Origin of the sequence: Paraburkholderia sp. J10-1 (genome assembly GCF_905220165.1) — a bacterium.
Lineage (GTDB): Bacteria > Pseudomonadota > Gammaproteobacteria > Burkholderiales > Burkholderiaceae > Paraburkholderia.
On sequence record NZ_CAJMYW010000003.1, the window covers coordinates 292,763 to 306,445 of the forward strand.

Consider the following 13,683-nt stretch of genomic DNA (forward strand, 5'->3'; position numbering starts at 1 on the left):
GTCAGGCTAGGATTCTACTGTATATTTATACAGGACGCTGGATGGCCATCTGGCCGAGGACAGGACGCCAGAGGCCCCGTATCTACGGGCCAGATCGCCCTACTTTGCCGCGGCGCGCCACATGCCTTCGTACGCCGCTTCGACGCCGCGCGCGAAACGCTCGCCGTCCATCAGCGGCGAGGCCGCCATGCGCTCGCGCAGCGTCGAGCGCAGATTCGCAAGGCGCGGCAGGTCGTTCGCGAGACTCACCGCCGTCTCCACGAACGCGTCGTCGGAATCGGCGGCCAGTTTGGTCAGGTCAAGGTTCGCCAGCTGGCTCAAGCCCGCGCGCCCCGCCACCGTCGGCCCGATGCGCGTGACGACGGGCACGCCCATCCACAGCGCATCGAGCGACGTGGTATGGCCGTTGTACGGCAACGTGTCGAGGCCGATATCGATCTCGTGATAGCTGCGCAGATAATCCGCGCGCGGCCTGAACGGCAGGAAGCGCACGCGCGCCGCGTCGATGCCTGCCTGAGCGAGCCGTTGCACGAGGCGGCGCCGCGCTTCGCCCTCGGCGGCCATGAGCACGAGGCGCGCATCTGGCAAGCGGGCGAATACACGAGACCACACATTCAGCGTCGAATCGGTGAGCTTGCAAGGGTTGTTCAGGCTGCCGAACGTGACGTGTCCCGTACTCGATGCAGGCAGCGCATTCACTTCGGGCTCCGAAGCCAGCGCGTCATAACACCAGAACGTATGCGGCAAGCGCCACGACTTTTCGCTGTAGTGGCTGTCGTGCGCGGGCGGATCGAGCCACGGATCGGTGAGCCGCCAGTCCATCGCGCCGATCCCGGTCGTGCCGGGATACGCGAGCCAGGCGACCTGCACCGGCGCCGGCTTGCGTGCGAACAGCAGAGGCCGGCCATCGGACATGTGCATCGTCAGATCGACGAGGATATCGATGCCGTCCGCGCGGATCTGTTCCGCCAGCGCCGTATCGCTCAACGTGCGTACGTCGTGCCACTTTTCGACGTGTGCGGCGAGACGTGCCGTCGTCGCATCGGGCCGCACCACGCTCGAATACGCGTGAATCTCGTAGCGCTCAGCGTCGTGATGTGTCAAGAGCGGCGTCATGAACAATGCCTGGCAATGCTCACGAAAATCGCCTGATACGTAGCCGATGCGCAAGCGCCTTCCCGCCGCGGGTTCGACCCGCGCGTGCATGCGTTCCGCGCTGAGCGGCACTTCGTGATGCGCAGACCAGCGTCTCGCCTCATCGAGAATCACCTGCGGATCTGTAGCCTGAAACGACAACGCATAGAGCAGGTTGCTGTGCGCGATGAGGTTGCCGGGCTCGCTCGCCACAGCCCGGCGAAAACATTCGATGCCTTCGTCCAGCCCCCCGCTGTCCTTGAGCACGTTGCCGAGATTGTTGAGCGTGGCCGAGCGCGATGGATCGAGGTCGAGGGCCTGGCGCAATAGCGCTTGCGCTTCGTCGAGGCCGCCGAGCGTGCGCATCAGGTTGGCCGCGTTATTGAACGCGTCGACGAAATCGGGCCGCGCGCGCATGGCCGTTTCGTACGCCGCCTGGGCGGCCCGATGTTCGCCGAGATCGCGGCAAACATTTCCGAGGTTATTGGCCGCTTCCGCGTGCGCGGGGTCGAGCGCGAGCGCGCGGCGATACTGCGCTTCGGCCTCGCGCAAACGGCCACATGCCTGAAGCGCGACGCCATAGTTGTAGGCCGCATGCGCGATTTGCGGTTCGATGGCCACCGCACGTTCGAGCAAGGGCACGGCTTCGTCCAGACGCGCGAGGCGTGTCAGGAGCACACCGAGGTTGATCATCGCGACTGCGCTGTCCGGTGCGACAGCAAGCGCCGCCCGCAAACGTTCGAGCGCCTCGTCGTCCCGCCCCTCTTCCTGCAGCAGCGTGCCGAGGTTCGTCAAGGCATTGACATCGCCCGGTTGCAAGTCGAGCGCGCGACGATACGCCGCCTGAGCCTCGCCGGAGTCGCCCAGCAAACGCAGGCAATTACCGAAGTTGTTCCAGATGTCGGCCCGGTTCACTTCTCGCTCAAGCGCCCCTCGCCACGCCTTCACCGCCTCCGCGTGCGCACCCAGCGCCTGCAACGCCGAGCCGAGCCCGCACCAGAGATCGGCGGACGAAGCGTCTTCCGTCAACAGGCCGCGATAGGTCTGCGCCGCTTCGGCATGACGCGCGGCCATGGCATAGGCCTGCCCCAACGCTTCGCGGTAGCGCCGCTCGCCGGGGTTTGCGTCGAGCGCACGCTGCAGCCAACCAATCGCAGCGGCCGGCGCACCTTCCTGCAAGCCGATCACGCCGAGGCGAAACATCGCACTCGCGTGCGTTGCATCGACGGAAAGCAGTTGCACGTACAACTGACGCGCACGCGGCAGGTCGCCTGCGAAATGGCTCTCGCTGGCGCGCTCGTAGAGGGACTCGTTGTGCATCGGGCTCACTGAATTCGTGCAACAGAGGGCGTTACCAAACCTTACCCAATATTAACGGCAGTTTCTTTCGAAAACTTCTGCTCATTTTTATTACCAACCATTGAGCACGTTCATCGCACGCGAAAACCCTTTCCTTCAAACTTGAAAGGCAGGCGGGCGTGCGGCGACACCGCGATGCGCAACGCATCCGGCCGCGCGCCGCCATTTCGCTTCGACAGGAGCCCGACGATGAGCAAGACGATGCAAGCCGCAGTAGTCCGCGCATTTGGCAAACCCCTCGTGCTGGAGGAAGTGGCCGTTCCCACCCCGGGACCCGGCGAACTGCTCGTGAAAATCGAAGCGTGCGGCGTGTGCCACACGGACCTGCACGCCGCACACGGCGACTGGCCCGTGAAGCCGCAGCCGCCGTTCATTCCCGGTCACGAGGGCGTGGGTTATGTCGTGGGCGTAGGCGCGGGCGTCACGCACGTCAAGGAAGGCGATCGCGTGGGCATTCCGTGGCTCTATTCGGCATGTGGCCATTGCGAACATTGCCTCGGCGGTTGGGAAACGCTGTGCGAGCAGCAGCAAAACACCGGCTATTCGGTCAACGGCGGCTTCGCTCAATACGCGAAAGCCGACGCGAATTACGTGGGGCTGCTGCCGAAAGATATCGATTTCATCGAAATTGCGCCCGTGCTTTGCGCCGGCGTCACGGTCTACAAGGGCCTGAAGGTGACGGACACGCGCCCGGGCAACTGGGTCGTCATTTCCGGCGTGGGCGGCCTCGGTCACATGGCCGTGCAATACGCACGCGCAATGGGCCTCAACGTCGCCGCCGTCGACGTCGACGATACGAAACTCGAACTGGCGAAACGTCTTGGCGCGACCGTAACGGTCAACGCGAAAACCACCGATCCGGCTGCGTATCTAAAGAAGGAAATTGGCGGCGCGCACGGCGTGCTCGTCACCGCGGTCTCGCCCATTGCGTTTTCGCAGGCGCTCGGCATGGTGCGCCGGGGCGGCACGGTGTCGCTGAACGGGCTGCCGCCCGGCGACTTCCCGCTGCCGATCTTCGACATGGTGTTGAGCGGCGTGACGGTGCGCGGTTCGATCGTCGGCACACGTCTCGACCTCGAAGAGTCGCTGATGTTCGCGCAGGAAGGCAAGGTCAAGGCGACCGTCTCCACCGACAAGCTGGAGAACATCAACGACGTGTTCGCGCGCATGGAACGCGGCGCAATCGAAGGCCGCGTCGTGCTCGACATGGCAGGCTAGGCCGCGCACGGCGGCCCAATGAAAAAAGCGCCGGACAGCGCTACGTAGCGCTGTCCGGCGCCAGCCGGTCACGAAGACGAATGCGGCGTCAGTCCGCCACGTCCACGCCCGTCAACGTCTTCACCTCGGGCGGCTGCGCCACCAACGCACCGATCTTCGCGCGGTACGCCGCATAGTGGGCGCTGTCGCGATGCGCCTGCACCGCGGCTTCATCGACATAGGCTTCGTAGAGGTAAAAGCCCGGCGCGCCGTCCGCGCGGCGCAGCAGGTCGTAGCGCAGATTGCCTGGCTCCTTGCGCGTCTGCGCGACCATGTCGCGCGTCAACGCTTCCACTTCGGCGACATGCTCGGGCTTCGGTGTGATGCTTGCAATCAGATAGATAGTCATCGGAACTCCCTCATCATCAACGGTCTTGCCGTCAGGTAAATTTCAGCCGACCTTGTAGCGCTCGAGCCAGTGTGCGTACGGCGCGGGCAAGGTCCACGCAGCGCGTTCGACGCCCAGTTCCTGCGCAGCGTAGTACGGCCAGTGCGGGTTGGCGAGATGCGCGCGCCCGACCATCACGACGTCGAGTTGCTCCTTCGCGACCGACCGCTCGGCCAGTTCCGGCGTGCCGATACCCCACGCCGACGACACCGGCAGCCCGGTTGCGCGACGCACCTTCTGCGCGATCGGCGCGAGGAACGCGGGCGCCCACGGAATCTGCGCGGCGGGCGTCGAGAAACCGACGCTCACGCCCAGCATGTCGAGGCCTTCGCGCTTGAAACCCTTCGCCAGTTCGATCGATTCGGCCAGCGTTTCCTCGTCGCGGCCGTCGTACTCGATCACGCCAAAGCGCGCCGTCAGCGGCAGATGCTCCGGCCAGACCTTGCGCACCGCGGCCAGCGTTTCCAGCAGGAAACGGCTGCGGTTTTCGAGGCTGCCGCCATACGCGTCGTCGCGATGGTTCGAGTGCGTCGAGAAAAAGCTCTGGCCGAGATAGCCGTGCGCAAAGTGCAGTTCGAGCCATTCGAAGCCGGCTTCGAGCGCGCGTTTCGCCGCGGCCACGAAGTCCTCGCGCACGCGCGCGATGTCGTCGAGCGTCATCGCCTTCGGCACTTTCGGCAGATGCGCGCCAAACGCAGCCTCGGAAGGCGCGATGGTCTGCCAGCCACGCGCGTCGCCTTCGGCAATGTGGTCGTCGCCTTCCCACGGGCGGTTCGCGCTTGCCTTGCGGCCCGCGTGCGCAATCTGGATGCCGGGCACGGCGCCCGCCGCCTTGATTGCGGCGACGGTCGGCTTGAACGCCTCCATCTGCGCGTCGTTCCACAGGCCCGTGCAAGCCGGCGTGATGCGGCCTTCAGGCGAAACCGCCGTCGCCTCGACGATCACGAGGCCCGCGCCGCCGCGCGCGATCTGCGCATAGTGGACGTGGTGCCAGTCGTTGATCATGCCGTCGACGGCCATGTACTGGCACATCGGCGGCACGGCGATGCGGTTGCGCAGGGTCACGCCCTTGAGCTTGAACGGTTCAAACAATGCGGACATCTACAGCTCCTTTCTTGGCGCAGGTCGCGCGTCGCGCGGCGCCTGCGCCGGTTGGCAAAATGGGTATTTCCTTGCGGCAATGCGCAGCCGGACACGCGCGGCGAGCACGGCTCGCAGCGTTGCCGAAGGGAAATGGAGGGAAGCGAACGCGCTCGGAGAAAGACGACCGCGTTCGCGCGGCATCAACCGCGGCGCAGCGCCGCGAGCAAAGCCTCGGCAACCGGCTCGGACGAAGCCGGGTTCTGGCCCGTGATCAGCAGGCCGTCGGTTGCGACGTGCGGCTGCCAGTCGGCGGCCTTCGAATACTGGCCGCCGCTCGCCTTCAACATGTCCTCGACGAGGAACGGCACGACATCGGTCAGTTGCACCGCCGCTTCTTCGTCATTCGAAAAACCGGTGACCGACTTGCCGGCCACGAGCGGCTTGCCATCCGCACCCTTCACGTGGCGCAGCACGCCCGGCGCATGGCAGACGGCGGCGACAGGCTTGCCTGCGGCGATGGTCTTTTCGATCAGCGCGATAGAAACCGGATCTTCGGCCAGATCCCAAAGCGGGCCATGGCCGCCCGGGTAGAACACGGCGTCGAATGCGCTCGCGTCGATATCGGCGAGACGTTTCGTATTGGCAAGCGCCGTTTGCGCCTCGGTATCGGTTGCGAAACGTCGCGTCGCATCGGTTTGCGCGGAAGGATCGCTGCTCTTCGGATCGAGCGGCGGCTGGCCGCCCTTGGGCGATGCGAGCACGAGTTCAGCGCCGGCGTCGCGCAGCGCGTAGTACGGCGCGGCGAATTCTTCGAGCCAGAAGCCCGTTTTCTTGCCCGTGTTGCCGAGGTCCTCATGCGAGGTCAAAACGATCAGTACCTTCATCGGCGTTCCTTTATCGGTGAGGTTCGGGCGCTCGCGCACCCTTTGGATACCGGCCTCTTCATGACCTATTAGACCGGTCGTCTAGCACTTCCGCACAATGCGCGACAATCGCGCGCAGTTCACGCGCTGCGCACTACCGTCGCTTTGCGTTCGATTAACCGCCCGGAGGCAGGTTCAGCAGAATTCGTGTGGTCGCCATGGCCGCATCGAGCGGCTTGCGGTCGCGGTGGATCTTTTCGAGCAGCGTCGCGCCGAGCCACAGTTCGTAGAGCGTCACTGCCATCGTCGCGGCGTTGTTCACCCCCGCGAGCGAGCCGTCCGCGCGCCCTGCCTCGATACACGCGGCAATGCGCGAGATCGTCGCATCGGTGCCAAGACGCAGCGCCTCGCGCATGGCCTCGGAAAGGTCGCTCACCTCCGCGCCCAACTTGACCGCGAGACACTTGCCTACGGGATCGTCGGCGCACTGGATCAGGCGCCAGTCGTCCCAGTAGCGCATCAGCTTTTCGGCCGCGGTGCCCGGCGCGCGCAGGAGCATGTCGTCGAGACGCTCCGCATATTCGGCGAAATACGACGTGAGCAACGCTTCGCCGAACGCTTCCTTCGAGCCGAAATAGTGATAGAACGACCCTTTGGGCACGCCAGCGGCCGCGAGGATCTCATTGAGACCGACCGCGGAAAACCCCTTGCCCAGCAGGATGGGCATGGCGGTATCGAGGATGTGTTGCCGCACTTCAACGGCTGCCGCTGCATTCATGAGATGAGATCTTACAGAGCGATTAGACCAGTCGTCTAGTAATCTCCCATGACGAGTAATGGCATTACAGCGGGCATTACAGCGGGCATCGCATCGCAACCGGTCACATCAACCCAGAGAGAGGCAATCCATGACGTCACGCACCCTGCTCTGTTACGGCGACTCCAATACGCACGGCACGAAGCCGCTGACCGTGCCCGGCGTGTCCGAGCGATTCGGCCCCGCCGACCGCTGGCCCGGCGTGCTGCGCGAAGCGCTGGGCCCGGGCTGGACGATCATCGAGGAAGGCCTGCCCGCGCGCACCACGGTTCACGACGACCCCATCGAAGGCCGCCACAAGAACGGGCACGCTTATCTGCGCCCATGCCTCGAAAGCCAGTTGCCGGTGGACGTGGTCGCACTGATGCTCGGCACCAACGACCTCAAGGCGCGCTTTTCCGTCACACCCACCGACATCGCGAACTCGGTGGACGTGCTGCTCGAAACGCTGGTGGCGTGCCGCGCGGGTCCGGGCGGCGCCACGCCACACGTACTGCTCATGTCGCCGGTGCCGATCGAAGAGATCGGCTTCCTCGGCGATATCTTCACGGGCGGCGCGGCCAGGTCGCGCCTGCTTGCGCCGCTCTACGAGCGCGTGGCCGTGAAGTACGGCTCGGCGTTCCTCGATGCCGGCGAGTTCGCCACGGTCAGCACGACGGACGGCATTCACTACGAAGCCTCTCAGCACCATCGCCTCGGCAAGGCCGTCGCGGAAGTCGTACGCCAGCGCTTTAACGCCTAACCGCGCACCAAGCCGCCAAAAAGAAAAACGCCGCCGGCCCGAAGGCCTGGCGGCGTTTTTCGTTTGCGCTTCACTCGCAGCGAGCGAAGCGCACGTCCAGCAACGATGCGCGCTTAACGCGACATCATGTTCATGCTGACGTTGTGCATGACCCACAGCGTACCGACGACCACGATCAGGACCGTCAGCACCGTAAAGCCAAATGCCGTCACGTTCCAGCGCTGGCCCGACGACGTGTTCATGTGCAGGAAGAACACGAGGTGGACCACGATCTGCACCACAGCCAGCACGGCGAGGCCGAGCAGCGCGGTTTCGCGCGGGAAGCCGCCGTGCAGCACGAGCCAGAACGAAGCGGCCGTGAGCACCACCGCCAGGACGAAACCGGCCAGGTAGCTGCCTACGCTGCCGTGGCTTTCTTCTTCATGGATGGAATGAGCACTCATTTAGATCACGCTCGCAAGATAAACAAAGGAGAACACGCAGATCCAGACGATGTCCAGAAAGTGCCAGAAGAGGCTCAGGCACGTCAGGCGGCGGATTTCACGCTCGCCCAGGGTCGGGGCCTTCACGGCCTGAACCATCAGGACGATCATCCAGATCATGCCCATCGTCACGTGGATACCGTGGGTGGCAACCAGCGTGAAGAACGACGAGAGGAACGCGCTGCGGCTCGGGCCGTTGCCCTCGGCGATCATGTTCGCGAATTCATGCAGTTCGAAGTACAGGAACGTTGCGCCCAGCAGGAAAGTGATCGCCAGCCAGACCAGCACTTGACCCTTGCGCTGCTTGTGCGCGCCGATCATCGCGAAGCCGTACGTAATGGACGACAGCAGCAGCACTGCCGTTTCCATCGCGACGCCCTGAATGTCGAACAGGTCCTTGCCCGTCGGGCCGCCTGCAAACTGGTTCTGCATCACGGCGAACACTGCGAACAGTGAGCCGAACAGAATACAGTCCGTCATCAGGTACAGCCAGAAGCCGAACACCGAGTGTGACGGCGGGTGATCGTGGTGATCGTGCTCCGCGAGTGCGGCCGCACTAGTTTTCGTCAACATCAGTTGGCCTCCAGTGCTTCTTCAACCTTGCCACCGCGTTCAGCGAACGCCTTGACCAGTGCGCGGCTACGCGCTTCTTCGTCTGCCCGGACCTTGGCGGCCGGGATGTAATAGCCTTCGTTCTTCTGGAAGCTGTAGGCGATGGCCGTGCCGAGAATGCCGACGAAGCCAACGATCATGAGCCACCAGATGTGCCAGATGCCAGCAAAGCCGAGCACCAGGCTGAAGAAACCGATAAACAGACCTGCGCTCGTGTTCGAGGGCATGTGAATGTCGGTGTACTTCGTGTTCGCGACGTCCACGGTTTCGCGGCCGGTTTCCTTCAGGTGCTGGAACTCATCGAGTTCCGACACATGCGGGATGATCGCGAAGTTGTACGACGGCGGCGGCGACGACATCGCCCACTCCAGCGTACGGCCACCCCACGGATCGCCCGTCAGGTCGCGGTTTTCCGGCAGGTTGCGGTCGCGGATCGACACGTACAGCTGCAGCAGTTGATGCGCGATACCGATTGCCACGAGCACGGCGCCAACCCATGCGATGACCATCCACGGATGCCATGCCGGATTGTCGTAGTGGTTCAGACGGCGCGTTGCGCCCATGAAGCCGAGCACGTACAGCGGCGTGAAGGCGACATAGAAGCCCGAAAGCCAGAACCAGAACGCGCGCTTGCCGAGCTTTTCGTTGAGCTTGAAGCCGAACGCCTTCGGGAACCAGTAGTTGAAGCCGGCGAGGTAGCCGAACAGCACGCCGCCGATGATCACGTTGTGGAAGTGAGCAATCAGGAACAGCGAGTTGTGCAGCACGAAGTCCGCGCCCGGGATCGCCATCATCACGCCGGTCATGCCGCCGATGGTGAAGGTAACCATGAAGCCGATCGTCCAGAGCACCGGCGAGGTGAACTCGAGGCGGCCGCGGTAGATCGTGAACAGCCAGTTGAAGATCTTCACGCCCGTCGGGATCGCGATGATCATCGTCATGATGCCGAAGAACGCGTTGACGTTCGCACCCGAACCCATCGTGAAGAAGTGGTGCAGCCACACGAGGAACGAGAGCACCATGATCGAGCAGGTCGCGTAGACCATGGTCTTGTAGCCGAACAGCGGCTTCTTCGCGTAGGTCGCGACGACTTCCGAGAAAATACCGAACGCCGGCAGGATCAGGATGTACACCTCGGGGTGACCCCAGGCCCAGATCAGGTTCAGATACAGCATGGCGTTGCCGCCGCCGTCATTCGTGAAGAAGTGCGTGCCGATGTAGCGGTCGAGGCCGAGCAGCGCGAGCGTCACGGTCAGGATCGGGAACGCGGCCATGATCAGCACGTTCGTGCACAGCGCCGTCCACGTGAACACCGGCATCTTCATCATCGTCATGCCGGGGGCACGCATCTTGATGATCGTGACGAAGAAGTTCACGCCGGTCAGCAGCGTGCCGACACCCGAGATCTGCAGCGCCCACAGGTAGTAATCCACCCCTACCCCGGGACTGTAGGCAAGCTCCGAAAGCGGCGGATACGCGAGCCAGCCGGTCATCGCGAATTCACCCACGACGAGCGAGATCATCAGCAGGATGGCGCCGACTGCGGTCATCCAGAACGACAGCGAGTTAAGGAACGGGAACGCGACGTCGCGTGCGCCGATCTGCAGCGGCACGATGATGTTCATCAGGCCGACCATGAAGGCCATGGCCATGAAGAAAATCATGATCACGCCGTGCGCCGTGAAGATCTGGTCGTAGTGGTGCGGCGGCAGAAAGCCCGGCGCGTTGTACGCGAGCGCAAGCTGGGTACGCATCATGATGGCGTCGGCGAAGCCGCGCAGCAGCATGACGAAGGCGAGGACGATGTACATCACGCCCAGACGCTTGTGGTCGACGCTCGTCAGCCACTCCGTCCACAGATACTTCCACTTACCGAGGTAAGTGATGGCACCGAGCACCAATGCGCCGATGACTGCCATGCCGATCATCGTGCCGACGATAATCGGCTCGTGATACGGAATGGCGTCCAGTGTAAGTTTTCCGAACATGCCTGGTTTACCCCTTGGTCACGCACGACGGGTCACTGAAATTCGTGACGTGGCCGTTGTTGTACTTCGCGATGATGTTGTTGAAGAGCTTCGGGTCGACCGTCGAGAAGTACTCAACCGGAGCCTTTTCGCTCGGCTTTGCGACCGTCGCGTATTGATCCATCGAAAGCTGCGTCTGCGACGCCTTCACCTTCTGGACCCACGCGTCGAAGTCTTGCTGGCTCGTGGCGAGCGTGCGGAACTTCATGTCCGAGAAGCCCGCGCCGCTGAAGTTCGCCGAGAGGCCGGCGTAGTCGCCAGCGTGGTCGGCGATCAGGTGCAGACGCGTCTGCATGCCAGCCATCGCATAAACCTGGGTGCCAAGCTGCGGGATGAAGAACGAGTTCATCACCGAGTCCGACGTGATGCTGAAGTTCACCGGCGTGCCAACGGGCACGGCCAGCTGGTTCACCGTCGCGATGCCGAGATCCGGATAGATGAACAGCCACTTCCAGTCGAGCGCCACAACTTCGACGTTGATCGGCTTGACGTTGGATTCGAGCGGCTTGTACGGGTCGAGCTCGTGCGTGGTGTTCCACGTGAGCACGCCGAGGAACAGAATGATCAGCGTCGGGATGGTCCAGACGACGACTTCGATCGCCGTCGAGTGCGACCACTTCGGCGCATAGGTGGCGCTACGGTTCGACGCGCGATAGCGGTACGCGAACCAGAGCGTCAGGACGATCACAGGGATCACAACAATCAGCATGGCCCATGTGGAGGTTGCGATCAGCTGCTTTTCCGCCACGCCCACACTGCCCTTGGGGTCGAGGAGCTCCATGTTGCATCCGGAAAGACACAAGGCCAATCCGGCGCTTACGGGAAGCAGTAACCTTTGAAAGGTCGTTCTTTTCATCACGTTTGCCTGAATTTCATTCATTGAATAGTTCCGGACGCGTCCCCTGACATCCGACAAAGGAAGCGCGCCCGCATCATACAGCCGCTTTGATATTTCGCAATCAATGAATGTGGAAAATGACCTTTGTCAAAAGAAGATTGAGACACTTTGTCGCATGTGTTCGCGAGGTTTGTCGCGCCTCGGAAACACACGCACATCGCGCCCTTCTCCGCCCTTGACAGCAGTCCGCCGCGGCTATTTTTCGAACCGAAATTCGAAACCATCTGGACGCACAAACGCGCCGCGCCGCCCGAAAGGCGGTGCGGCGCGTTGGTTGCGCCGTCAATCTTTAGCGATCACGTCGGCGAGTGCTGAGCACGAACGTCCGTGCCCGCGCGCACTGCGTCGGCAGGCGCTGCTTCGTCGACAGGTTGCTTGCTGCGACCGGCCTGGGTGACGAGGTTCGCCGCCGAGAGCTCGATCGCGTCGGTCATCGGCTTCGGGTAGAGGCCGATCGCGAGCACGAACGCTGCGAGCGAAGCGAAGATGAGCGTTTCGCGGCGGCCGATGTCGGCCAGCTTCGCAACGCCCTTGTTCGCCACAGCGCCGAAGATCACGCGCTTGTACATCCACAGGGTGTACGCAGCGCTCAGAATGACGGTCGTCGCGGCGATCGCGCCGACCCAGAAGTTCACGCGGATCGCGCCCATGATGACCATGAACTCGCCCACGAAGCCCGACGTGCCCGGCAGGCCGAGGTTGGCCATGCAGAACAGCATCATGAAGGCGGCGTAGCGCGGCATCACGTTGACGACGCCGCCGTAAGCCGAGATCGTGCGCGTCTTGGTGCGGTCGAACAGCACGCCGATCGAGAGCAGCATCGCGCCCGACACGAAGCCGTACGAGATCATCTGCACGATCGCGCCTTCGGTGCCGATCTGGTTGAAGAGGAACAGGCCCAGCGTGACGAGACCCATGTGGGCGACCGTCGAGTACGCGAGCAGCTTGGTCATGTCGGTCTGCGCGAGCGCGAGCAGGCTCGAGTAGACCACGGCCACGAGCGAGAGCGTGATGATGGCCGGCGCGAAGAAGTGCGCGGCATCAGGCGTGATCGGCAGCGTGAAGCGCAGGAAACCGTAGCCGCCCAGCTTCAGCATGGCCAGCATCACCGTCGCGCCGGTCGGCGCTTCGAGGTGGACGTCGGGCAGCCAGGTGTGGAACGGCCACATCGGAACCTTTACCGCAAAAGCCGCAAAGAAGCCGATGAATACCAGGATCTGCGGGATGAAGCCGAGCGTGAGGTTGTGCCACACCGACATGTCGAAGGTGTGCGACTGGCTGTACAGGTACAGCATCGACACCAGCATCATCAGCGAGCCGCCGAACGAGAAGAAGAAGAACTTGACCGCGGCGTAGGTGCGGCGCGCATTGCCCCACGAGCCGATCAGCAGGTACAGCGGAATCAGCGTCGCTTCGAAGAACACGAAGAACAGCATGCCGTCGGTCGCCGCGAAGGTGCCGACCATCAGGCCCGAGAGAATCAGGAACGCGCCGAAGTACTGGGCGACGCGCACCGTGATCGATTCCCACGAGGCGATCACGATCACGAGCGTCGTGAACGCGGTGAGCACCACGAGCCACATCGAAATACCATCGATCCCGAGACGCCATGCCACGCCGAACTCAGGCAGCCATTCGCGGAATTCGACGAACTGCATGCCGGCCGCGTGGTTGTCGAAGCCGGTAATGAGCGGGAGGGTCAGCAGCAGGCCGACGACGGCGCCAACGAGCGCCAGCCAGCGGGCGCGCTGCGGATGACGATCCGACCCGACGCGCAGCACGGCCACGCCGAACAGGATGGGAATCCAGATCGCCAGACTCAGGAATGGAACGGATTGCATTTCAACAGGACCTCAAAAATGCGGAGCAAATAGCTTCCACGGCGCACGTTCAGGTGCGCAAGCAACTTGAAAGATTGACGCGGGGTGAAAATCGAACCAGGCTGGCTGTAATGTATTTGTCAGCGACGAGGCGAAATGCAACACACGTTCAAGGGTTAACGAGGGTAAACGGAATACGGA

At 63.1% G+C, this 13,683-nt stretch carries 12 protein-coding genes; 2 read left to right on the plus strand and 10 right to left on the minus strand.

Going from position 1 to position 13,683, the window contains the following annotated elements:
- Positions 1-99: 99 nt before the first annotated feature.
- Positions 100-2,454 (minus strand): tetratricopeptide repeat protein, encoded by a 2,355-nt coding sequence (locus tag U5A65_RS13985; RefSeq protein ID WP_321946613.1) that lies wholly within the window; start codon positions 2,452-2,454, stop codon positions 100-102.
- Positions 2,455-2,682: 228 nt separating this feature from the next.
- On the opposite strand from U5A65_RS13985, the gene adhP reads away from it, so the two are divergent.
- The gene (gene adhP, locus U5A65_RS13990; protein ID WP_321910791.1) at positions 2,683-3,711 is read left to right on the plus strand and encodes an alcohol dehydrogenase AdhP; all 1,029 of its coding nucleotides are present in this window, start codon (positions 2,683-2,685) and stop codon (positions 3,709-3,711) included.
- A gap of 88 nt (positions 3,712-3,799) precedes the next feature.
- On the opposite strand, the gene U5A65_RS13995 is transcribed toward adhP, so the two are convergent.
- The 4 genes from U5A65_RS13995 to U5A65_RS14010 form a co-directional block, all read right to left on the minus strand.
- Complete coding sequence (locus U5A65_RS13995) at positions 3,800-4,099, minus strand: putative quinol monooxygenase (protein ID WP_321935652.1); 300 nt, start codon at positions 4,097-4,099, stop codon at positions 3,800-3,802.
- A 42-nt stretch (positions 4,100-4,141) separates the two neighbouring features.
- A complete protein-coding gene (locus tag U5A65_RS14000) occupies positions 4,142-5,239 on the minus strand; it encodes an NADH:flavin oxidoreductase/NADH oxidase (protein ID WP_321910787.1) in 1,098 nt (365 codons plus the stop codon).
- A gap of 182 nt (positions 5,240-5,421) precedes the next feature.
- Positions 5,422-6,105, minus strand: a complete 684-nt coding sequence (locus tag U5A65_RS14005; RefSeq protein WP_321935654.1) for a type 1 glutamine amidotransferase domain-containing protein — start codon at positions 6,103-6,105, stop codon at positions 5,422-5,424.
- A 154-nt stretch (positions 6,106-6,259) separates the two neighbouring features.
- Positions 6,260-6,862 (minus strand): TetR/AcrR family transcriptional regulator, encoded by a 603-nt coding sequence (locus tag U5A65_RS14010; protein WP_321910784.1) that lies wholly within the window; start codon positions 6,860-6,862, stop codon positions 6,260-6,262.
- A 130-nt stretch (positions 6,863-6,992) separates the two neighbouring features.
- On the opposite strand from U5A65_RS14010, the gene U5A65_RS14015 reads away from it, so the two are divergent.
- Positions 6,993-7,643 carry an SGNH/GDSL hydrolase family protein gene (locus U5A65_RS14015; protein WP_321910782.1) on the plus strand — a complete coding sequence of 217 codons (651 nt, stop codon included), beginning with the start codon at positions 6,993-6,995 and terminating at the stop codon, positions 7,641-7,643.
- A 113-nt stretch (positions 7,644-7,756) separates the two neighbouring features.
- On the opposite strand, the gene cyoD is transcribed toward U5A65_RS14015, so the two are convergent.
- The 5 genes from cyoD to U5A65_RS14040 form a co-directional block, all read right to left on the minus strand.
- Complete coding sequence (cyoD, locus tag U5A65_RS14020; protein WP_158759630.1) at positions 7,757-8,086, minus strand: cytochrome o ubiquinol oxidase subunit IV; 330 nt, start codon at positions 8,084-8,086, stop codon at positions 7,757-7,759.
- Positions 8,087-8,698 carry a cytochrome o ubiquinol oxidase subunit III gene (cyoC, locus tag U5A65_RS14025; protein ID WP_158759629.1) on the minus strand — a complete coding sequence of 204 codons (612 nt, stop codon included), beginning with the start codon at positions 8,696-8,698 and terminating at the stop codon, positions 8,087-8,089. It lies immediately after the preceding gene.
- A complete protein-coding gene (gene cyoB / locus U5A65_RS14030; protein ID WP_321910779.1) occupies positions 8,698-10,725 on the minus strand; it encodes a cytochrome o ubiquinol oxidase subunit I in 2,028 nt (675 codons plus the stop codon). The genes cyoC and cyoB overlap by 1 nt, the downstream gene beginning before the upstream one ends.
- Before the next feature lie 7 nt (positions 10,726-10,732).
- The gene (gene cyoA, locus U5A65_RS14035; RefSeq protein WP_321910777.1) at positions 10,733-11,620 is read right to left on the minus strand and encodes a ubiquinol oxidase subunit II; all 888 of its coding nucleotides are present in this window, start codon (positions 11,618-11,620) and stop codon (positions 10,733-10,735) included.
- A 338-nt stretch (positions 11,621-11,958) separates the two neighbouring features.
- Positions 11,959-13,503 (minus strand): NADH-quinone oxidoreductase subunit M, encoded by a 1,545-nt coding sequence (locus U5A65_RS14040; RefSeq protein ID WP_321910775.1) that lies wholly within the window; start codon positions 13,501-13,503, stop codon positions 11,959-11,961.
- Between the last annotated feature and the right edge of the window lie 180 nt (positions 13,504-13,683).

Excerpts from the sequence above, each read along its gene's own strand:
- U5A65_RS13985 (WP_321946613.1), bottom strand. The coding sequence starts at position 2,454 with ATGCACAACGAGTCCCTCTACGAGCGCGCCAGCGAGAGCCATTTCGCA.
- adhP (WP_321910791.1), top strand. The coding sequence starts at position 2,683 with ATGAGCAAGACGATGCAAGCCGCAGTAGTCCGCGCATTTGGCAAACCC.
- U5A65_RS13995 (WP_321935652.1), bottom strand. The coding sequence starts at position 4,099 with ATGACTATCTATCTGATTGCAAGCATCACACCGAAGCCCGAGCATGTC.
- U5A65_RS14000 (WP_321910787.1), bottom strand. The coding sequence starts at position 5,239 with ATGTCCGCATTGTTTGAACCGTTCAAGCTCAAGGGCGTGACCCTGCGC.
- U5A65_RS14005 (WP_321935654.1), bottom strand. The coding sequence starts at position 6,105 with ATGAAGGTACTGATCGTTTTGACCTCGCATGAGGACCTCGGCAACACG.
- U5A65_RS14010 (WP_321910784.1), bottom strand. The coding sequence starts at position 6,862 with ATGAATGCAGCGGCAGCCGTTGAAGTGCGGCAACACATCCTCGATACC.
- U5A65_RS14015 (WP_321910782.1), top strand. The coding sequence starts at position 6,993 with ATGACGTCACGCACCCTGCTCTGTTACGGCGACTCCAATACGCACGGC.
- cyoD (WP_158759630.1), bottom strand. The coding sequence starts at position 8,086 with ATGAGTGCTCATTCCATCCATGAAGAAGAAAGCCACGGCAGCGTAGGC.
- cyoC (WP_158759629.1), bottom strand. The coding sequence starts at position 8,698 with ATGTTGACGAAAACTAGTGCGGCCGCACTCGCGGAGCACGATCACCAC.
- cyoB (WP_321910779.1), bottom strand. The coding sequence starts at position 10,725 with ATGTTCGGAAAACTTACACTGGACGCCATTCCGTATCACGAGCCGATT.
- cyoA (WP_321910777.1), bottom strand. The coding sequence starts at position 11,620 with ATGAAAAGAACGACCTTTCAAAGGTTACTGCTTCCCGTAAGCGCCGGA.
- U5A65_RS14040 (WP_321910775.1), bottom strand. The coding sequence starts at position 13,503 with ATGCAATCCGTTCCATTCCTGAGTCTGGCGATCTGGATTCCCATCCTG.